General features: G+C 73.1%; 18 protein-coding genes. 7 read left to right on the top strand and 11 right to left on the bottom strand.

Annotated features, from left to right (window positions below; all coding sequences use genetic code 11):
- Positions 1-9: 9 nt before the first annotated feature.
- The 6 genes from ACFXI4_RS42770 to ACFXI4_RS42745 all read right to left on the bottom strand — a co-directional run bounded on the left by ACFXI4_RS42770 (position 10) and on the right by ACFXI4_RS42745 (position 5277).
- Entirely contained in the window at positions 10-1314 is a 1305-nt protein-coding gene (locus ACFXI4_RS42770) for a hypothetical protein (RefSeq protein ID WP_385002598.1), read from the bottom strand.
- Between the two features lie 2 nt (positions 1315-1316).
- Positions 1317-2393 (bottom strand): hypothetical protein, encoded by a 1077-nt coding sequence (locus ACFXI4_RS42765; RefSeq protein WP_385002595.1) that lies wholly within the window; start codon positions 2391-2393, stop codon positions 1317-1319.
- Complete coding sequence (locus ACFXI4_RS42760) at positions 2390-3247, bottom strand: hypothetical protein (RefSeq protein ID WP_385002592.1); 858 nt, start codon at positions 3245-3247, stop codon at positions 2390-2392. The genes ACFXI4_RS42765 and ACFXI4_RS42760 overlap by 4 nt, the downstream gene beginning before the upstream one ends.
- 29 nt (positions 3248-3276) lie before the next feature.
- Complete coding sequence (locus ACFXI4_RS42755) at positions 3277-3987, bottom strand: LPXTG cell wall anchor domain-containing protein (protein ID WP_385002589.1); 711 nt, start codon at positions 3985-3987, stop codon at positions 3277-3279.
- A gap of 200 nt (positions 3988-4187) precedes the next feature.
- Positions 4188-4706 carry an ATP-binding protein gene (locus tag ACFXI4_RS42750; RefSeq protein WP_385002586.1) on the bottom strand — a complete coding sequence of 173 codons (519 nt, stop codon included), beginning with the start codon at positions 4704-4706 and terminating at the stop codon, positions 4188-4190.
- A 175-nt stretch (positions 4707-4881) separates the two neighbouring features.
- Positions 4882-5277, bottom strand: a complete 396-nt coding sequence (locus tag ACFXI4_RS42745) for an STAS domain-containing protein (protein ID WP_362720395.1) — start codon at positions 5275-5277, stop codon at positions 4882-4884.
- Between the two features lie 305 nt (positions 5278-5582).
- Here ACFXI4_RS42745 and ACFXI4_RS42740 point away from each other — a divergent pair, with 305 nt between their 5' ends.
- Together ACFXI4_RS42740 and ACFXI4_RS42735 are read left to right on the top strand one after the other, a co-directional pair.
- A complete protein-coding gene (locus tag ACFXI4_RS42740; protein ID WP_385002582.1) occupies positions 5583-6476 on the top strand; it encodes an RNA polymerase sigma factor SigF in 894 nt (297 codons plus the stop codon).
- Between the two features lie 236 nt (positions 6477-6712).
- Complete coding sequence (locus ACFXI4_RS42735; RefSeq protein WP_385002579.1) at positions 6713-8245, top strand: ricin-type beta-trefoil lectin domain protein; 1533 nt, start codon at positions 6713-6715, stop codon at positions 8243-8245.
- Position 8246: 1 nt separating this feature from the next.
- Here the strand turns inward: ACFXI4_RS42735 and hutI are convergent, their stop codons facing one another.
- The 4 genes from hutI to hutU form a co-directional block, all read right to left on the bottom strand.
- Complete coding sequence (gene hutI / locus ACFXI4_RS42730) at positions 8247-9425, bottom strand: imidazolonepropionase (RefSeq protein WP_362720403.1); 1179 nt, start codon at positions 9423-9425, stop codon at positions 8247-8249.
- Between the two features lie 20 nt (positions 9426-9445).
- Positions 9446-10807 carry a formimidoylglutamate deiminase gene (locus ACFXI4_RS42725; RefSeq protein ID WP_385002640.1) on the bottom strand — a complete coding sequence of 454 codons (1362 nt, stop codon included), beginning with the start codon at positions 10805-10807 and terminating at the stop codon, positions 9446-9448.
- Entirely contained in the window at positions 10798-12000 is a 1203-nt protein-coding gene (locus tag ACFXI4_RS42720; RefSeq protein WP_385002637.1) for an allantoate amidohydrolase, read from the bottom strand. The genes ACFXI4_RS42725 and ACFXI4_RS42720 overlap by 10 nt, the downstream gene beginning before the upstream one ends.
- A gap of 167 nt (positions 12001-12167) precedes the next feature.
- Positions 12168-13832 (bottom strand): urocanate hydratase, encoded by a 1665-nt coding sequence (gene hutU / locus ACFXI4_RS42715; protein ID WP_385002574.1) that lies wholly within the window; start codon positions 13830-13832, stop codon positions 12168-12170.
- 165 nt (positions 13833-13997) lie between these two features.
- Here hutU and ACFXI4_RS42710 point away from each other — a divergent pair, with 165 nt between their 5' ends.
- From ACFXI4_RS42710 to ACFXI4_RS42690, 5 genes are all read left to right on the top strand, one after another.
- On the top strand, positions 13998-15413 hold the full coding sequence (locus tag ACFXI4_RS42710; protein WP_385002634.1) for a diaminopimelate decarboxylase: 1416 nt from the start codon (positions 13998-14000) through the stop codon (positions 15411-15413).
- 171 nt (positions 15414-15584) lie between these two features.
- Entirely contained in the window at positions 15585-15974 is a 390-nt protein-coding gene (locus tag ACFXI4_RS42705) for a hypothetical protein (RefSeq protein WP_360495101.1), read from the top strand.
- Entirely contained in the window at positions 15971-16762 is a 792-nt protein-coding gene (locus ACFXI4_RS42700; RefSeq protein ID WP_385002570.1) for a transcriptional regulator, read from the top strand. Before ACFXI4_RS42705 ends, ACFXI4_RS42700 begins: the two co-directional genes overlap by 4 nt.
- Before the next feature lie 31 nt (positions 16763-16793).
- Positions 16794-17297: a roadblock/LC7 domain-containing protein gene (locus tag ACFXI4_RS42695; RefSeq protein WP_385002567.1), complete on the top strand. Its 504-nt coding sequence runs from the start codon at positions 16794-16796 to the stop codon at positions 17295-17297.
- Between the two features lie 16 nt (positions 17298-17313).
- The gene (locus ACFXI4_RS42690) at positions 17314-17688 is read left to right on the top strand and encodes a hypothetical protein (RefSeq protein WP_362729318.1); all 375 of its coding nucleotides are present in this window, start codon (positions 17314-17316) and stop codon (positions 17686-17688) included.
- Between the two features lie 16 nt (positions 17689-17704).
- On the opposite strand, the gene ACFXI4_RS42685 is transcribed toward ACFXI4_RS42690, so the two are convergent.
- Positions 17705-18307 (bottom strand): hypothetical protein, encoded by a 603-nt coding sequence (locus ACFXI4_RS42685; RefSeq protein ID WP_385002563.1) that lies wholly within the window; start codon positions 18305-18307, stop codon positions 17705-17707.
- Between the last annotated feature and the right edge of the window lie 177 nt (positions 18308-18484).

Genomic DNA, 18484 nt, shown 5'->3' with positions numbered 1-18484 from the left:
TCTAAGGCATCACCGCGTCCTCTTTCGAGGCATGAACGTGAAGACCGCGCCACCCAGCAGGATGGCCGTTCCCGCCACCAGGCCCAGCGCCTTCACCGCGCCGTTGCTGCTGTCGCCGGTCTCCGCGAGGCCGCCGCCGCTCGAACCGCCCGCCGAGCCGCCGGACGTCGACGAACCCCCCGACGCCCCGCTCGCCTGCTCGCTCGTGTCCAGCGTCAACGACACCTCCGACTTGGTCGGCGTGCAGGTCGTCGTCGTACCGAGGGCGTTGACCGTCAGGACGCCCGGCGAGAGCGTCGACGTGCCGCTCGCACCCGGCTTGTAGGTGCCCGTCAGGTCCGGGATCTCGATCGGGTCGCCGGACTTGATCGGGGCGGAGTTGGTGGGGCCCTCCACATGGACCGTGCCCTTGTCGGCGCCGCCCAGGACCACCTCCATCGACGGCTTCACCGAGTCCGCCGGGATGTCCGCGGGGCTGTCCATCACCGACCCGTTGAACTGCACGGTGAGATCGAAACTCCCGCCGTTCTTCTTGGCGTTGATCTGCACCGGCGAGGTCGCGTTCTTGTCGCCGATGGGCGTCTTGCAGGCGTAGGGGACCTGTACCTCCTTGCCCGTGAAGTCGGTCTGGCCGGAGCCCGTGCCGTCGGAGGACGAGACGGACGGGGACGGCGACGCGGACTGCGACGGCGAGTCGGAGGGGCTCACCGAGGCCGACGGGGAGGCCGAGCCGGTGCCGGTCGGTGTCGGCGACCCGCTGGAACCGCTGCCGGTCACCTCGATCGTCGCCGCCTTCGGAACGGTCGCCGACGGCGTGCACACGGTGTCCGTGCCGAACGCGTTGACCTTGTATCCGTCCGGGGTGAGCGTCACCTCGCCGGGCGAGGTCAGTTTCAGGGTGCCCGTCATGTCGGACAGCACCATGTCGCCGCCCTTGGGGATCGCCGGGTTCTCGCGCGGCCCCTGCAGGGCGATGTCGGCGCTCTGGGCGCCGGCCGCCTTGAGCGTGCCGGACGGCTGGACCGAGTTCGCGGGCAGGTCGATGATGTCCGGGTTCTTGGACGCGGCCTGCACGAACTTCCAGGTGATGTCGACCGTGTCGCCGACCTTCGCGGTGGCGGGTGCGGTGATCTCCACCTTCGTGGTCCCGTCGACGGGGTCGGCGACCCCGGCGGGCGGGACGCAGTGGGTCGCGAACGACACCTCGGCGGCCTGTGCCGTCCCGGCAGCCGCGCCCAGCAGCAGGCCCGCGCCGCCGAGGACCAGCGCGGCCGCCGCCGCACCCGCTCTGACCGGTGTCACTCTCCTTCGCATGGTCACGTGGTTCCCTTCCTGGTGGGAGTCGTGGGACTCGTGGGACTGTCGTCGTGCGGTGCGGAGAGCCGGCCGGCCGCCGTGCCCGGATCGCTGTCCGGGGTGAACCACGGCAGGGTCGAGGTCGTGTCGGGCGCGGGCGCGGGCTCGGGCGCGCGCAGGCGCGGCAGGCGCAGGGTCGGGCGGTGCACGCCCCGGTGGCGGATGCCGCCCGCGCGGGGCGGTCGTACCCGGTCCACCACCGCCATGCCGATGCGGAAGACGGCGGCCGGTACGACCACGCAGAGCAGGATCCAGAACAGGGTCACGCCCCAGGGACGGCCGACGCCCCACGGCTGCTCGGCGAGGACCGTGCCGTCGTACCTGAGGGAGACGGTGTAGTCGCCGTGCGCCCCGGCGGAGAGTTCGACGGGCAGCTTGATCTGCGCCTTCTTGCCGGGGGCGAGGGTGCCGCGCCACTGCTGCTCGTCCCACTGGGGGGCGAACACGCCGTGTGCGGTGCCGACCTGGAAGACGGGGTCCTGAAGGGTGGTCGAGCCCGCGTTGCCGATGGTGAAGACGAGGGTGCGGGAGGGGGGTGCGCCGAACCAGGTCAGCAGACCCGAGGAGCCGTCGAGGCGGGTGTCGGTGAGCATCGAGAGGCGTCCGCCGGTGGGCTCGGCGGGCAGTGCCTTCACGGGGTGCCCGGCCACCTGGAACACGGCGTCCGCGTCGGCCTTCGCACCCGTCACGGTGGCCACGTGCACCACACAGGGGCAGGGCACCGGCGGTTCACTGACCGGGAGTTGCCTGCCGAAGCCGCCGTTCGCGTCGGTGGTGACGGCGCGGCCGTCGGCGTTGGCGCAGGAGTTGGTGCCGCCGATCACGCCCCGGGCGGGGGTGGCCTGGCCGCAGATCAGCATCATCAGCAGGGTGTGCGGCCGCCAGCCGGTGCCGCTGACGGTGATCGAACCGCCGGTGCCGGCCTGCGGCTCGGAGACCTTGACGGCCGGCCCGCCGGCGGCCGCGGCCAGGGGCGTCAGGAGCAGTGCGAACACCGCCGCCAGTGCCGTCGATATCGCGATCGCACGCGCTCTCACCTCGCCGCTCCCGTCAACTCGGCCTCCGTAAAATGGGGTTCGGGCACGCGCCCGCGTCGGCGCCCGCGCAGCCGTACGACCGTCACGGCGGTGCCCGCCGCCAGCGCGCCCGCGAAGCCCGCGACCGCGCCCCAGGGCACGAACCGCGCCCCGGCGCCCGCCGTGTCGTGTGCGCCGCCGGCCGCCGTCACCGTCAGCCGGACGTCGACCGCGTCCAGTGCCGGGTGGCCGGGCCAGGGCTCGCTGAGTCCGGTACGGCTGCCCGGCGCGAGGCGGACCGGGAGGGTGCGCGGGGGCCGGTCGAGCAGGTCCCGGCCGAAGACACCCTCCGCGTGCACCGCGAGCCGCGGTACGAGGACGGTCGTGCCCCGGTTGACCAGCTGGTAGGTGATGCGGTCACCGTGGACGGCGACATGTTCGACGGTCAGCGCGGTCAGGGTGGGTCCGCCGACGCGCAGCCGGACCCGGACGGTGGCGGTGCGGCCGTCGGTGTCCTTCGCGACGAGCGTGCCCGCGCTGTCGCCGGGCGCCGCGCCGGCCGGCACGGTCATCGTGAAGGGGACGTCGGCCCGGGTGCGGGCGGGGACGCGGACCCCCGCCCCGGCGAAGGTGACGCGGACGCCGGTGCCGGACAGCCGTACCGTGATCGGGCGCCCGCCGCGGTTGGTCACCGACACGGTGTCCTGGAGAACGGCCCCGGGGGCGCCCTCGGCGTAGAAGGACGGGCGGCCGCCGCCCGCGGGCGCGAGCGACCAGCTCCCGGCCGCCGCCGCGTGCGGGGCGGTGGCGAGCAGGGTCAGCAGGGCCGGCACGGCGAGGCCGAGCACACGGACGGCGAACTGGGCGGACGGCATGGGCGGCTCCAGCGGTCGGACCCCGGGGGTCAGCGGCGTACGGGCTGGTTCCGCCGGGTCAGCCACAGGGCGCCGGCCGCGCCCGCGAGCAGCACGGTGCCGCCGAGGGTCCCGAGCGCGACGAACGAGTCCTCGGGGCCGGTCTTCGGGAGGGTGCCCGCGGAGTCGGCGCCGGTGCCCCCGGACGACGAGTCGGAGCCGGTCGATCCCGTGGACCCGCCCCCGCTCGCGGCGGTCACGTCCAGCGTCAGGGACGGGCCGGGGCTGTTGCCGGGGGTGCAGGTCGTCGTCGTACCGAGCGCCTTGATGGTGAGGATGCCCGCCGTGAAGGTCACCTTGCCGGTCTTCTTCGGCGTGTAGGTGCCGCTCAGGTCGTTGATCTTGATGGGGGTGTTGGCGGGGATCGCCGCCTGGTTGGGCGAGCCGGTCACGTTCAGGGTCCCGCTGTCGGCGCCGCCGAGCTTGATGGTGGCGCTCGGGTTCATGGCGCCCTTGCCGAGTTCGACGGGGCTGGACGAGACGCCCTTCTGCCAGGACATCGTGATCTTGTAACCGCTGCCGCTCCTGACGCCCTTGATGTCGATCGGGGAGACGGCGCTCTTGTCGCCGATCGGCGTCTTGCAGGCGTAGTTGACGTCGACGACGGTGGCGTGCGCCGCCGGGGCGGCGAGCAGCACCGCCGAGCCGGCCAGGGCGGCGGCGGACGCGAGCACGGCGGTGCGTTTCGGGTACGACGACACGGTCGGTCCACCCCATTCGCTACTGACGAGGTATCAGATTCGGCCGTCAAGGTACGCCGGGCCTCATGAGGAGGGAAGAGAAAGGGAGTGGCGGAAGTGTGGGGATGCCGAAGCGCCCCACAGGGGGGCGCGAGAACTGCGGGGACGGGCGGGACGGGCCGGCGGCCGCGGGGCGGCACCGTTCTGCGCAGGCCGTACGCCTACGCCGGCGCCCCCAACTCCGCCCAGACCGTCTTTCCGGCCTCTCCGGACGCCCGTACGACCCCCCAGTCCAGGCACAGCCGCTGCACGATGAACATCCCGTGTCCCCCCGGCCGCCCCGCCCGGTGCGGGGTCCGCGGCGCCGGCTGCCCGGCCCCCCGGTCGGACACCTCCACCCGGATCACCTTGTTGTCGCAGGCCAGGAACAGCTCGTCCGGCCCCTCCGCATGCAGGCACGCGTTGGTGACGAGCTCCGAGACGACGAGCAGGACGTCCTCGGCGGCGGCTCTGCGGTCGGCCGTCTCGGCCGGCAGCCAGCCCCACGCGTACAACGCCTGGCGGGTGAAGTCACGGGCGAGCGGTACCACCCCGCTCTCCCCCACAAGGCGCAGCCTGCGGACCTGACGACCCCCCGACGAGGCGGGCGGCACGTCGGACGCCGCCGCCTCGGACATCCCGGAAACGCCGCTGGTCTCCGGGCCGCGGTCGCCCGGCGGGTAAGGCCGGGTGGTGCTCATCAGCGCTTCACCTCACCGTTTCACCGGTTCACAATTCAAAAAATTTCGCGTTGCTGCACTTCGTACGGACCTGTCGGTGCGGCCCACTCGACCCGGGGCCGTCGGCCGCCGACAGATCTCTCCTGCCCGGGCGATCCGCCGGGACACCCACCGGTTGCGAACACCGGTCAAGGACTCAGGTCTCGTCGCCGGCCGAGCCGGCTTCCCCGGCCAGGGCCGCCTCGACCGAGTCATGGACGGTGAAGACCGCTTCGGCCCCCGTGATCTCGAAGACCCGGGCGACGACGGGCAGCATCCCGGCGAGGTGCACCCGGCCTCCGGCGGCCTCGGCCCGAAGCCGGGCACCGAGCAGCACGTTCAGCCCGGTGGAGTCACAGAACTCCAGGCGTGAGCAGTCGACGACAAGGCGCGAGAACCCCTTGTCGAGGAGATCGTCGAGCGGCTCGCGCAGCAGATCGGCGGTGTGGTGATCGAGCTCACCCGCCGGAATCACGACAGCGCTGGAGCCCTCTTCCCGCACTTCCACCAGAAGCCGGCCCGACTGTGCGCTGCCGACCGTCCCGTGGTCCATTGCCGTCTCTCTCCCGAGGTCGTGACCGCTTTTGCCATCGTCTGACCGATGTCTGACGATGCCCACCGATGTCTGCCGAACGCCGTGTCGACGCCCTCGAACATTACGCCTTCTGCACGGACTCCGACACCCGAACAACCTCCCACAAAAGGACAAATGATAATAGAACGGACTTGCGAGTGGCTCGACGGAGCGGGTAGGCCTAGTACGGACACGAAAACCGACACGGCCGGCTTTGGAGGCGCCGCACTCCGCAGTGCACGCACGGCTTCGGCAGCCTTATGCCGAGAACGATGGAGGACACCATGTCACCCCGGCTCGACGCATCGCATACCCGGACGGCGACGTCGACACCCCCACCGGAACAACTGGATGCCATCGAGGGATCCGTCGCGGGGCTCGACCTCCCGGAGATCCCCCCGTACGACGAGGTCGACGCGGTCGACGCGAGAGCCCTGTCCAAGACCCTCTTCGAGCGGCTGGAGTCGCTGGAGGAAGGCACGCACGAATACTCGTACGTACGCAACACCCTCGTCGAGCTGAACCTCGCGCTCGTCAAGTTCGCCGCCTCCCGGTTCCGCTCCCGCAGCGAGCCGATGGAGGACATCATCCAGGTCGGCACGATCGGCCTGATCAAGGCGATCGACCGCTTCGAACTCTCCCGCGGCGTCGAGTTCCCCACTTTCGCGATGCCCACCATCATCGGCGAGATCAAGCGTTTCTTCCGCGACACGTCGTGGTCGGTACGGGTCCCGCGCCGCCTCCAGGAGCTGCGTCTCGACCTCGCCAAGGCCGGCGACGAGCTGGCCCAGAAGCTGGACCGCGCCCCCACGGTCACGGAACTCGCGGAGCGCCTCGGCCTCTCGAACGAAGAGATCGTCGAGGGCATGGCCGCCTCCAACGCCTACACGGCCTCCTCCCTGGACGCACAGGCGGACGAGGACGAGTCCGAGGGCGCCCTGGCGGACCGCATCGGCTACGAGGACCACGGTCTCGAAGGCATCGAGTACATCGAGTCCCTGAAGCCGCTGATCGCCGAACTCCCTTCCAGGGACCGCAGGATCCTCTCGCTGCGCTTCGTCGGCGGTCTGACCCAGTCGGAGATCGGCGAGGAACTGGGCATCTCGCAGATGCACGTGTCCCGGCTGCTGTCCCGCACTCTGGTGCAGCTGCGGAAGGCGCTGACGCTGGACGAGTGACGGGCGCGGTGCCCCGGATTCGTACGGCTGCGGGCGCGTGGGGACCGGTCGTCCCACGCGCCCGCAGCCGTGTTCCGGGCCCGGCCACCACGCCCCTGTACGCCTGCGCCCCCGGAGGGGCGATTCCCGGCCGTCTCTTTTCGCCAAAGGCCTCCCCCGCGCCCCGCCCACACCCCAAACTGGCCGGTACGTCAGCAGGGACGGGCCCACGGCGGGCCGGCGCGAAGGGGTGCAGCATGGTCCAGGACAACCCGCCCTCGGCCGACCCGCCCTCAGCCGACCCGCTCTCGGACGCGCGCCTGACCGAACTCCTGCGCGGGCCCGCCGCCACCGCCTACCCGGCCCTCCAGGAACTGCGCGCCCGCCATCACGCACCGGTCCTCGGTCACGCCCGGCTCTGCACGGCCGGCGACGCGGCGGCCCACCGGCTCACCGCGCAGACCTTCACCACCGCCGCCCGGGACATCGCGCGCGGTGCCGAGCCGGTCGTCCCCCTCCGCCACCACCTGCTCCTGCTGACCGCGCGGCTGGCCGCCGAGTGGGCGCACGACGAACGCTCCGCCGCGCTGGACCCGACCCTCCTCCTGGTCCTGAACTCGACGGGCAGCCCCGCCCCGCCCGCCCCGCCACTGCTCGCGGCCTTCCAGTCCCTGTCCTCCCGCACCCAGGGCCTGGTCTGGTACGGCGTACTGGACCAGGAACCCCCGGCCAGGACCGCCACCCACCTCGGTCTGACCCCCGAGGACGTCCGGTACGACACCCCGCCCGCGCTCCAGTCGCTGGCGCAGGCCTGTCTGCGCAGCCGTCTGGCCGCCTCCGACGACCCCCGCTGCGCGGACTTCCGCCGGCTCATCGAGGAGTCGGTGCGCCCGGAGAACCCGCGGCACAGCCCCGACCTGCATGCGCACATGGCCCACTGCCCGCACTGCACGGCCGCGTTCGAGGACCTGACCGCGCTCCGCGACAGTCCGCGCACGGCCCTGGCGGAAGGCCTGCTGCCCTGGGGCGGAGCCGCCTACGCACGGCAGGAGATCCCGGCGCAGGCTCCCGCCGGGCCCGGTCCGGAGCACGGCCGACGGTCCCCGTCCCGCCGCGTCCTGCTGACCTCCACGGCGCTGGGCGTGGCCCTCGTACCGCTGCTGCTGGTGCTGCTGACCCGCCCGGCCGCGCACCCCGGCGATCCGGCGGCCACGACCCCGGCCGCCACCCCCCAGGTGACCGTGACGGCGACGGCGACCCTCTCCCCGTCGCCCTCCCCCACGAAGCCGTCGCACAGCCCGGCCCCGGCACGGACCCCGGCCGCGACGCCCACCCCGACCCCGACGCACTCCGCCGCACCGCCCCCGTCACCCGCCCCGAAGCCGCCGGGCGCCGGCTACGCCCAGGTCGTGAACGCCGCCACCGGCCGCTGCCTGGACGTCCGGGACGGCGACTTCGACAACGGCACCGACGTCGTCACGGCCACCTGCTCCGGCTCCGCCACCCAACGCTGGCGGGTCGACACCGAGCGGGGCGTGCTGCAGTCCGCCGCGGACCCCGACTTCTGCCTGGACAGCCGGGGTTCGGTCGACAAGGGCGTGGGCATCTGGACGTGCTCGTCGGTGGACGGCGACCACGGCCGCAACCTGCGCTTCACGGTCCTCTCCGACGGCGAGATCCGCCCGGAGACCGCCATCGAGACGGCCCTCACCCCGGACGGCGGCGACCAGCTCTCCCTGGACCCGGTGGACGACGGCACGGCCCAGCTCTGGCGGGCCGGGGCGAGCTGACTCAGCCGACGGCCCGGACGCCCCTGCGCCACACCCCGGCGACCAGCGGAACGCCCGGCCGGTAGGCCAGGTGGACGTGACTGGGGGCGTCCAGCAGGGTCAGGTCGGCGTAGGCGCCCGGGGTGAGCCGGCCGATGTCGTCCCGCCGCAGGGCGCGCGCGCCGCCCGCCGTCGCCGACCACACCGCCTCGTCCGGGGTCATGCCCATGTCCCGGACGGCCAGCGCGACGCAGAAGGGGACGGAGGAGGTGAAGGAGGACCCCGGGTTGCAGTCCGTGGACAGGGCCACGGTCACCCCCGCGTCCAGCAGGCGCCGGGCGTCCGGCCACTGGGCCCGGGTGGAGAACTCGGCCCCCGGCAGGAGGGTGGCAACCGTCGAGCCGTTGGCCAGGGCGTCCACGTCGGCGTCGGTGAGGTGGGTGCAGTGGTCGGCGCTCGCCGCGTCGAGTTCGACAGCCAGCTGCACGCCGGGGCCGTAGGAGAGCTGGTTGGCGTGGATGCGCGGGGTCAGGCCCTTCGCCCTGCCCGCCGTGAGGATCGCGCGGGCCTGGTCGCCGTCGAAGGCGCCCTTCTCGCAGAAGACGTCGACCCAACGGGCGTACGGGGCACAGGCGTCGAGCATCTCGCCGGTGACCAGGGAGACGTAGGCCGCCGGGTCGTCGGCGTAGTCCGGGGAGACGATGTGGGCGCCGAGGTAGGTCACCTCGTCGGTGTGGGCGGCGGCGATGCGCAGGGCCCGGGCCTCGTCCTGGACCGTCAGGCCGTAGCCCGACTTCGTCTCGAAGGTGGTGGTGCCCTGGCGGAGGGCCTCGGCGAGATAGCGGGTGAGGTTGCGCTCCAGTTCCTCGTCGGTCGCCGCGCGGGTCGCGGCGACCGTCGTGCGGATGCCGCCCGCGGTGTACGAGCGGCCGGACATCCGGGCGTTGAACTCCTGGGTGCGGTCGCCCGCGAAGACCAGGTGGGAGTGCGAGTCCACGAAGCCCGGCAGCACCGCCCGGCCGCCCGCGTCGACCCGGTTGTCAGTGGCGGGTGCTTTGCTGGATTCACCGGTCCACACGACACGGTCGCCGTCGATGACGACGGCCGCGTCCTGGATCAGACCGAGAGGGGAGTTGTCACCCAGGGAGGGGTCGTTGGTGACCAGCGTGGCGATGTTGGTGATGACGGTGCTGCTGCTCATGGTGTCCTCGTGGGTGGTCGTCAGGCGCGGAGGGCTTCGACGGCCCGCGCGAGGGCATGCGGCACATCGGGGACGAGGGTGTGCGCGCCGTCTCGTACGACGTGCCGCCCGCCCACGACGGTGTGCCGGACGTCGGCTCCCGTCGCCGCGAATACGGCCGTCTCGGCGCCCAGCCGGGGCAGTGGCCCCGCCGTTCTGACCGAGTCCAGCGCGATCGTCGTCAGGTCGGCGAGCATGCCGCGCTCGATGGCGCCCGCGTCCTGCCAGCCGAGTGCGGCGTGGCCGTCGACGGAGGCGGCGCGCAGCAGGGCGGCGGCCGTCCAGTGGCCCCGGGTGCGGGTGCGCAGCCGCTCGTTGAGCTCCATCGCACGTGCCTCTTCGAACAGGTCGATGACGGCGTGGCTGTCGGAGCCGAGGGAGAGCGGCGAGCCCGCCCGCTGGAGGGCGACGGCCGGTCCGATGCCGTCGGCCAGGTCCCGCTCGGTCGTCGGGCACATGCAGGTGCCGGTGCCGGAGCCGCCGAGCAGCGCGATGTCCTCCTCGGTGAGGTGGGTGTTGTGCACGCCGGTGGTGCGCGGGCCGAGGACGCCGTGGTCGGCGAGCAGGCGGGTGGGGGTGCGGCCGTGGGCGGCCAGGCAGGCGTCGTTCTCCGCCGTCTGCTCGGACAGGTGCACGTGGAGCGGGGCCCGCCGCTCCTCGGCCCAGCGGGCCACGGTCGCCAGCTGGCCGGCGGGCACGGCCCGTACGGAGTGGATCGCGGCCCCGATCCGTGCGTGATCGCGTTCCTTGAGAACGGAACAGCGTGCGGCCCAGGCCTCCGCGCTGCCGTCGGAGAAGCGCGACTGGTGGGCGTTGGGCGGCTCGCCACGGTGCTCGCTCAGAATGCCCGCGGAGAGGTAGGCGGTGTCCAGGAGGGTGATGCGGACACCGGCGTCGGCGGCGGCCGCGATCAGCGCCTCGCCCATGGCGTTGGGGTCGGCGTACGGGATGCCGCCGGGGGCGTGGTGCACGTAGTGGAACTCGCCGACGCAGGCGATGCCCGCCAGCGCCATCTCGGCGTACACCGCGCGGGCGAGCGCGTGATAGGTCTCCGGGGTCAGCCGGTCGGCGATGGAGTACATCAGCTCGCGCCAGGTCCAGAAGGTCCCGGAGCCCACCTGGACCGTGCCGCGCAGGGCGCGGTGGAAGGCGTGCGAGTGGGCGTTGGCCAGGCCGGGGAGGGTGAGACCGCGCAGGATCTCGGCTCCCGGCGGCGGGGCGGGGGTGTCCGTGCGGACGGCGGCGATCCGGCTGTCCGCCACCTCCACGGCGACACCCGGCTCGACGTGCGTGTCCAGCCAGGCGTACTCCAACCAGTACGTCGTCCGTGTCGTCACCCGCAGGCCAGCCCTTCCAGTACGTCGGCGAGCGCGCTCACCCCGGCCACGCAGTCGTCCTCGGCGGCGGACTCGGCCGGGGAGTGCGAGACACCGGTGGGGTTGCGCACGAACAGCATCGCGGTCGGGATCCTCCCGGAGAGGATCCCGGCGTCGTGGCCGGCACCGGTACCCAGGACGGGCACGGTGAGGCCGGTGTCCCGGCCGAGGATGCGGCCCAGTTCGTCCCGCAGGGCGTGGTCGAACTCGACGACCGGGGTGAAGGACTCCCGGACCACGTCGAGATCGATGCCGTGCGCCTGCGCGTACTCCCGGGCCGCCTTCTCGATGCCGCCGACGACGGTGTCGAGGGTGGCCTGGTCGGCGGCGCGGGAGTCGAGCCAGCCGCGCACCAGGGAGGGGATGGCGTTGACGCCGTTCGGCTCGACGGCGATCTTGCCGAAGGTGGCGACGGCACCGGCGAGTTCGGCCTCGCGGCGGGCGGCGAGCACGGTCTCGGCGTACGACAGCATGGGGTCGCGGCGGTCGGCCAGCCGGGTCGTGCCGGCGTGGTTGGCCTCGCCCCGGAAGTCGAACCGCCAGCGTCCGTGCGGCCAGATGGCGCTGGCGACGCCGACCCGGTCGCCGGACAGGTCCAGCGCCCGGCCCTGTTCGACGTGCAGTTCGACGAAGGCGCCGACACGGGCGAGCCGCTCGGGGTCGGCGCCGATGACGTCGGGGTCGTAGCCGGCGGCCTCCATGGCCCGGGGCAGGGTGATCCCGTCCCCGTCGGTCAGCCGGTGCGCCTGCTCGACGGTGAGGTGTCCGGCGGTGAGCCGTGACCCGACACAGGCGAGTCCGAACCGGGCGCCCTCCTCGTCCCCGAAGTTGACGATGGCGAGGGGCCTGGTGAACTCCGCTCCCCTGCGGCGGAGTTCGTCGAGCGCGGCGAAGGAGGACACCACGCCGAGGGGACCGTCGAAGGCCCCGCCGTCCGGCACGGAGTCCAGATGCGACCCGGTGACGACGGCATCCCCGGCGGCGGGATCCCCGAGCCAGGCCCACTGGTTGCCGTTCCGGTCGACCTCGTGGACCAGGCCACGCGCCTCGGCCTGCTCCCGGAACCACGCCCGGCACTCGGCATCGGCGCCGGTCCAGGCGAAGCGCCGGTAGCCGCGGGTGTCGGGGTGACGGCCGACGGGGAGCAGCTCCCGCCACATCTCGTGGAAGGAAGCCGAGCCCCGCACAGGCTGCGTGCCCTCGCCCGCTGCAGGCTGCGGGCAGTCGTTCCGCGGGGCGGAACGGGCGGGCACAGCCGCACCCGCGCCCGGCGACGAGGCGTCGGCCCCCACCGGAGCGCTGCCGCCACGTCCACCCTCACGAGGGTTCACGCGCCGTCGCCCTCACGCATCGGCACCCGCACGCCCCGCTCGTCGGCGACCGACTCCGCGATGTCGTAGCCCGCGTCCACGTGCCGGATGACACCCATGCCGGGGTCGTTCGTCAGGACCCGGCGGATCTTCTCTCCGGAGAGCTTCGTACCGTCGGCCACCGTCACCTGCCCCGCGTGGATGGACCGTCCCATGCCCACCCCGCCGCCGTGGTGGATGGAGACCCAGGACGCGCCCGACGCCACGTTCACCATGGCGTTCAGCAGCGGCCAGTCGGCGATCGCGTCGGACCCGTCCAGCATGGCCTCCGTCTCGCGGTAGGGCGAGGCCACGGAGCCGCAGTCGAGGTGGTCTCGGCCGATCGCCAGCGGCGCCGCCAGCTCGCCGCTCGCCACCATGTCGTTGAACCGCTCGCCGGCCTTGTCCCGCTCGCCGTAGCCGAGCCAGCAGATGCGCGCGGGCAGGCCCTGGAAGTGGACCCGCTCACCGGCCAGCTTGATCCAGCGGTGCAGGGACTCGTTCTCCGGGAAGAGGTCGAGGATCGCCTTGTCGGTCTTGGCGATGTCGGAGGCCTCACCGGACAGGGCCGCCCAGCGGAAGGGGCCCTTGCCCTCGGAGAAGAGCGGGCGGATGTAGGCGGGGACGAAGCCGGGGAAGGCGAAGGCCCGCTCGTAGCCGGCCAGCTGCGCCTCGCCCCGGATGGAGTTGCCGTAGTCGAAGACCTCGGCGCCGGCGTCCATGAAGCCCACCATGGCCTCGACGTGCCTGGCCATCGACTCACGGGCGCGGGTGGTGAAGCCCGCCGGGTCCTTGGCCGCCGCGTCCGCCATGTCCTCGAAGGCCACGCCCACCGGCAGGTAGGCCAGCGGGTCGTGCGCCGAGGTCTGGTCGGTGACGATGTCGATGGGCGCGTCCATCGCGAGCAGCTGCGGGACCAGTTCGGCCGCGTTGCCGAGGACGCCGATGGAGAGCGGGCGGCGGGCGTCACGTGCCTCGGTGGCCAGCTGGAGCGCGTGGTCGAGCGAGTCGGCCTTCACGTCCAGGTACCGGTGCTCGATGCGGCGCTCGATGGCGCGCGGGTCGACGTCGATGCAGATCGCGACGCCGTCGTTCATGGTGACGGCGAGCGGCTGGGCGCCTCCCATGCCGCCGAGGCCGGCGGTGAGGGTGATGGTTCCGGCGAGGGTGCCGTTGAACTTCTTCGCGGCGACGGCGGCGAAGGTCTCGTAGGTGCCCTGGAGGATGCCCTGGGTGCCGATGTAGATCCAGGAGCCGGCGGTCATCTGGCCGTACATGGTCAGGCCGAGGGCCTCCAGGCGGCGGAACTCCTCCCAGTTGGCCCAGTCGCCGACCAGGTTGGAGTTGGCGATGAGGACGCGCGGGGCCCACTCGTGGGTCTGCATCACGCCGACCGGGCGGCCGGACTGGACCAGCATGGTCTCGTCCTGCTTGAGGGTGCGCAGCGTGCGGACCATGGCGTCGAAGGATCGCCAGTCGCGGGCGGCCTTGCCGGTGCCGCCGTAGACGACGAGCTTGTCGGGGTGCTCGGCGACCTCGGGGTCGAGGTTGTTCTGCAGCATCCGCAGGGCGGCTTCCTGCTGCCATCCCAGGGCGCTCAGTTCCGTACCGCGCGGTGCTCGTACGGGGCGGGGTCCTGACATGGTCTGCCTCCTGGCGAATGACGGCCGGTGAAATGTTCCTGCGGCTATTCGGTTATTCACATCCTGGCTCGCTGAATAGAACTAGTCAATACATCGGTCCGCCAGCGCGGCCGCGTCCCGGATGTTTGGCTTGGACTTATGGGCCTTAACGGTGCGGACGACGACATGTCGGGGGACGGCGTGGCGAACGGCAGGACGAACGGCGGAGCGGGCGAGGACGGCTGCGTGGACGACAGCGAGCGGGCGGTACGGCGGGACGACGCCGTACGGGCGGCGGTGGAGCAGGGGCTGCTGGGGCCGGACGCGCCGATCGCCGGCCTGCTGGACGTCACCGGCATCCGCGCTTCGGCGGCGGCGCTGCACCGGGCGTTCCAGGCGGTCACGGCGCCCGGCACCCCGGTGTTGCACGCCTTCGCGGTGAAGGCGAACCCGCTGGTGCCGGTGGTGCGGCTGCTGGCCGGGGAGGGCATCGGCGCCGAGGTGGCCAGCGCGGGCGAGCTGGCGCTGGCCCGGGCGGCCGGGGTACAGGTGGGGCGGACGGTGTTCGACGCGCCCGCCAAGACCGAGGCGGAGCTGCGCGAGGCGCTGGCGCTGGGGATCGCCGTGAACGCGGACAACCCGCAGGAACTGCGGCGCATCGACGCCCTCACGGGCTCCGGGCGCCCCCGCTCGCCGCTCGGGATCCGGGTGAACCCGCAGATCGGGGCCGGGACCATCGGCGCCACCTCCACCGCGACGGCGACCTCGAAGTTCGGGGTGGGTCTGCGGGACGAGGGGGCGCGGGAGTGGGTGGTCCGGGCGTTCACGGAGCGGCCGTGGCTGACCCGGCTGCATGCCCACATCGGTTCGCAGGGGATCTCGCTGTCGCTGCTGGCGCGGGGCGTGGCGGAGACCTACGCGCTGGCCGAGGAGATCAACGCGCGGATCGGCAGGCGGCAGATCGACACCCTCGACATCGGCGGCGGCCTGTCGGTCAACCTCGCCTCGGAGGCGACGGAGCCGACGTACGCGCAGTACGCCCGGCTGCTCGCGGAGGCCGTGCCGGGGCTGTTCGACGGCCGGTACGGGCTGGTGACGGAGTTCGGACGGTCGCTGCTGGCCCGGCACGGGACGGTGGTGGCCCGGGTGGAGTACACCAAGACCTCCGGCGGGCGGCGGATCGCCGTGACGCACGCGGGCGTACAGGTGGCGGCCCGGACGGTGTACGTGCCCGGGGCGTGGCCGCTCAGGATCGCCGCGTACGACGACAAGGGGCGGCCCAAGGAGGGCCCGCCGGTGGTGCAGGACGTGGCGGGGCCGGCCTGTTTCTCGGGCGACCTGCTCGCCGAGGGGCGCGCTCTGCCGGCGCTGGAGCAGGGGGACCACGTGGCCGCGCTGGACACCGGCGCGTACTACTTCGGCACCCACTACTCCTACAACTCCCTTGCCCGGCCCGGGGTTTACGGCTTCGCGCCGGACGGCGCCGGGGGCGTGGCGTTCGCCGTCGTACGGGAGCCGCAGACGGTCGCGGAGATCGTGGCCGACGCCGGAGGGGCGCACGCCGACGCGCTCACCACCCCGCGTGCAACCGGAAGCCGTTGAGAGGCTCCATACGGAGGGATCAACTGGTGCGAAAGGCAGCCCAGTTGACCAACACTAGCCTGCCGCGGGCATGTCCCACTGGAAAATGCCAAACGCACCCCTCCCGTCGCACACGTTGCGTAGTGTCTGCGTCACTCAACCGGAGAACCAGGCGGCGGGAGGGGAGCCACGGTGCCCGGAATCGACGAGTGCTTACTGGAAGCGATGCGGCTGCCCGGAGCCCGGGGGGCCGCGTTGGTCGACTGGACGAGCGGGCTGGCCCTGGGCACGGTCGGGGAGGCACCCGGCGGTGACCACGAGACCACCGCCGCGGAGGCCGCCGAACTGGCCCGGCTGGCCGCCGAGCACGGGGCGTTCAGCACGGAGGACGACACCGAGGTGAATCCCCCGGTGGAGGACCTGATCGTCAGCAACCGGGACAGCTACCACCTGCTGCGGTTCGTGGTCACGTCCTTCGACGCCACGGTGTTCCTGCATCTGTGGCTGGCCCGCGAGGACGGCAACCTCGCCCTCGCCCGGATCCGGCTCGGCGAGATGGCCGAGCGGCTGGTGCTGGGATGACCGTGGTCGACATACCTCCGCCGCTGCCGGTCCGGGGCCGGGCGGCCCCGCACGACGGTCCGACCGGCGCACTCTCGCCGATGCTGACACGCCTCGCCGAGGAGCGGGCCACCGGCGTCCTGGTCCGCGAGCACGGCACCCTGCACCTGGCCGAGGGCCGCGTGGTGTACGCCGAGAGCCCCCTGGCGCCCGGCCTCGACGTGCTCCTCACGGCCCACGGCACACTCGACGCGGCGGTCTGGCCCTGGACCGACGACATACCCGCCGCGGTGCACCGGCTGCTCGGGGCCGGTCTGCTGCCGAAGGGCGCCCTGGAGCTCTGCCAGCTCGGCGCGCTGTACGACGCCGGGTACTTCGCGCTCGCGCCCAGCAGCACACCGGGCCGGTTCCGGTACGGCACCCCGGTCGCCGCGGGCTCGTTCCCGGCGGTCCCCGTCACCACTCTGGAGCGCGAGACCCTGCGCCGCCGCGAGCTGCTGCACCGGATCTGGCCCGACCCGTCGACGGACGGCGCCCCGTTGATCCGCGCCGACCCGGTCGCGGCACCGCCGGCCACCCAGCGCCAGCGGGCGGTCCTGGACCGGGTGGACGGCGTCCGCACCGCCCCCGAGATCGCCCGGGATCTCGGCCGGCCGGCCTTCCACACGCTGGTGGACGCCCGGCGGCTGGCGGCGGCCGGACTCCTCGCCCCGAGGAGAACCACGGCCGCCCCGCCCCTGCTGCCCCCGGTCACCGACCCCGACATCGCGCTGCTGAAGAGGCTCAGGGATGCGCTGGAGGCCCTTTGAACGGCACCGCCCCGCCGAGAGGAGACAGCTGATGGCGGCAGAACCCGGCAGCTCCGGCAGAGAGGCCGTCCTCGACGAACTGCGCCGGTTACGCACCCGGATGCCCCAGCTCACCGGTGCCCTCGCGGCCGGCGTCGACGGCCTGGTCGTCGCGCACGACTGCCCGGGCGTCGACCCGGAGGGCCTCGCCGCCCTCACCGCCGCCGAACTGGGCGTCGCCGTGCGGGTCTCCGACGCCACCGGCAGGGGCGAGCTCAGGGAGCTGCTGGTGCGCGGCGAGGACGGCTATGTCGCCACCTACGCGGCCGGCCGCAGCGCCGTGCTCACCCTGCTCGCCGAGGACCGGGTGAACGTCGGCCGGCTCCACCTGGAGGGCCGCCGGGCCGCCGCCCGGATCGGCGACCTGGTCGACGCCGCCGAGGCCGCCGCCAAGGCCCTGCGCCCGGCCCGCAGCACGGCGGCGACACGGACCAGAAACACGCGCACGCCACGGACCAGCACCACCACGGACACGCGCACCACCACCGAAAGTTGAAAGGAAACAGAGAGTCATGGCCAACACCGAAACCGCGCTGAAAGAAGCCCTCACCTCCATCGAGGGCGCCACCGGCGTCGCGCTCGTCGACTACACCACCGGCATGGCGCTGGGCACGATGGGCGGCAGCAAGACCTTCGACCTGAACGTGGCCGCCGCCGGCAACACGGACGTGATCCGCGCCAAGATGCGCACCATGGAGCACCTGGGGCTCAAGGGTGAGATCGAGGACATCCTGATCACGCTCTCCTCCCAGTACCACCTGATCCGGCTGATCAAGGGCCGGGGCGGCAACGGCCTCTTCCTCTACCTGGTGCTGGACATCAACCGGTCCAACCTGGCGATGGCCCGGCACCAGCTGAAGAAGATCGAGGAGGACCTGGAGGTCTGACCTCCGGGCACCGGATTCACACCAGTGCCGCGGTGCGGCGGCGGGCCCCGCCGGGGGCCGCGTCGCCCGCCGCGATGCCGGTACCGCGGTACGCCTTGACGGCCTTGCCCACCGGGCGGCCGCCGCGCCCGTCGAGCCAGTCGACGCGCAGCCACACCAGCTGCTCCTCGGCCCGCTCCCGGCGGCCCAGCCAGGCCGCCTTCAGCCGCAGCCCGGTGCCGGTCCCGGCGAGCAGCATGCCGCCGGCGGCCGGCACCGCGAAGGCGCTGCCGACCGCGACGGCCCAGGCCAGCAGCAGCCACCAGCGGTGCCCGCGGCGCCAGTTCCGCACGGTCACCGCCCGGTCCTGGAGCACATCGTGCTTCCCGGCCCGGGCGGTCCCGCGCAGCAGCAGGGTGTACCGCTTGCGGCGGACGAGCGCCACCACGGCGGCGCCGACGAGGAACAGCACAGCCCCGGCCATGACACCGATCCGGCGTCCGGTGATCCCCTCGGGCAGCACGCCGATCCCGGCCGCGAACACCCCGGACCACCACAGCGGGGCGGCCCCGGCCCGTACGACCACGGCCACCCGGGCCAAGCCCTGTCCGCCCCGTGCCCCTCGTACCGCACCCGCCATGTCCGCAGCCTCCTCGCCCGTGCCGGCCCATCGGTCCCTCGGGCGGGACGGTAACCAGCGAACGTGAGACGAGTCTTAAAGCCAATACCAGTGACTTAAGGGATGGGGTCTCTGTTTCGGGGGTTGCTGGGCGGTGGGTTGATCGGGGCGGTGCGCCAGTGGGGGGCGATGGTCACG

It is taken from the genome of Streptomyces sp. NPDC059224 (genome assembly GCF_042754285.1).
In the GTDB taxonomy this organism is placed as follows: Bacteria; Actinomycetota; Actinomycetes; order Streptomycetales; family Streptomycetaceae; genus Streptomyces.
Note: the sequence above shows the minus strand (reverse complement) of the source record. Positions and strands in the feature narration are given on the sequence as shown.

Coding starts and splice junctions, on each gene's coding strand:
- ACFXI4_RS42770 (WP_385002598.1), bottom strand. CDS start 1,314: ATGCGAAGGAGAGTGACACCGGTCAGAGCGGGTGCGGCGGCGGCCGCG.
- ACFXI4_RS42760 (WP_385002592.1), bottom strand. CDS start 3,247: ATGCCGTCCGCCCAGTTCGCCGTCCGTGTGCTCGGCCTCGCCGTGCCG.
- ACFXI4_RS42750 (WP_385002586.1), bottom strand. CDS start 4,706: ATGAGCACCACCCGGCCTTACCCGCCGGGCGACCGCGGCCCGGAGACC.
- ACFXI4_RS42745 (WP_362720395.1), bottom strand. CDS start 5,277: ATGGACCACGGGACGGTCGGCAGCGCACAGTCGGGCCGGCTTCTGGTG.
- ACFXI4_RS42740 (WP_385002582.1), top strand. CDS start 5,583: ATGTCACCCCGGCTCGACGCATCGCATACCCGGACGGCGACGTCGACA.
- ACFXI4_RS42735 (WP_385002579.1), top strand. CDS start 6,713: ATGGTCCAGGACAACCCGCCCTCGGCCGACCCGCCCTCAGCCGACCCG.
- hutI (WP_362720403.1), bottom strand. CDS start 9,425: ATGAGCAGCAGCACCGTCATCACCAACATCGCCACGCTGGTCACCAAC.
- ACFXI4_RS42720 (WP_385002637.1), bottom strand. CDS start 12,000: ATGTGGCGGGAGCTGCTCCCCGTCGGCCGTCACCCCGACACCCGCGGC.
- hutU (WP_385002574.1), bottom strand. CDS start 13,832: ATGTCAGGACCCCGCCCCGTACGAGCACCGCGCGGTACGGAACTGAGC.
- ACFXI4_RS42710 (WP_385002634.1), top strand. CDS start 13,998: ATGTCGGGGGACGGCGTGGCGAACGGCAGGACGAACGGCGGAGCGGGC.
- ACFXI4_RS42700 (WP_385002570.1), top strand. CDS start 15,971: ATGACCGTGGTCGACATACCTCCGCCGCTGCCGGTCCGGGGCCGGGCG.
- ACFXI4_RS42695 (WP_385002567.1), top strand. CDS start 16,794: ATGGCGGCAGAACCCGGCAGCTCCGGCAGAGAGGCCGTCCTCGACGAA.
- ACFXI4_RS42690 (WP_362729318.1), top strand. CDS start 17,314: ATGGCCAACACCGAAACCGCGCTGAAAGAAGCCCTCACCTCCATCGAG.
- ACFXI4_RS42685 (WP_385002563.1), bottom strand. CDS start 18,307: ATGGCGGGTGCGGTACGAGGGGCACGGGGCGGACAGGGCTTGGCCCGG.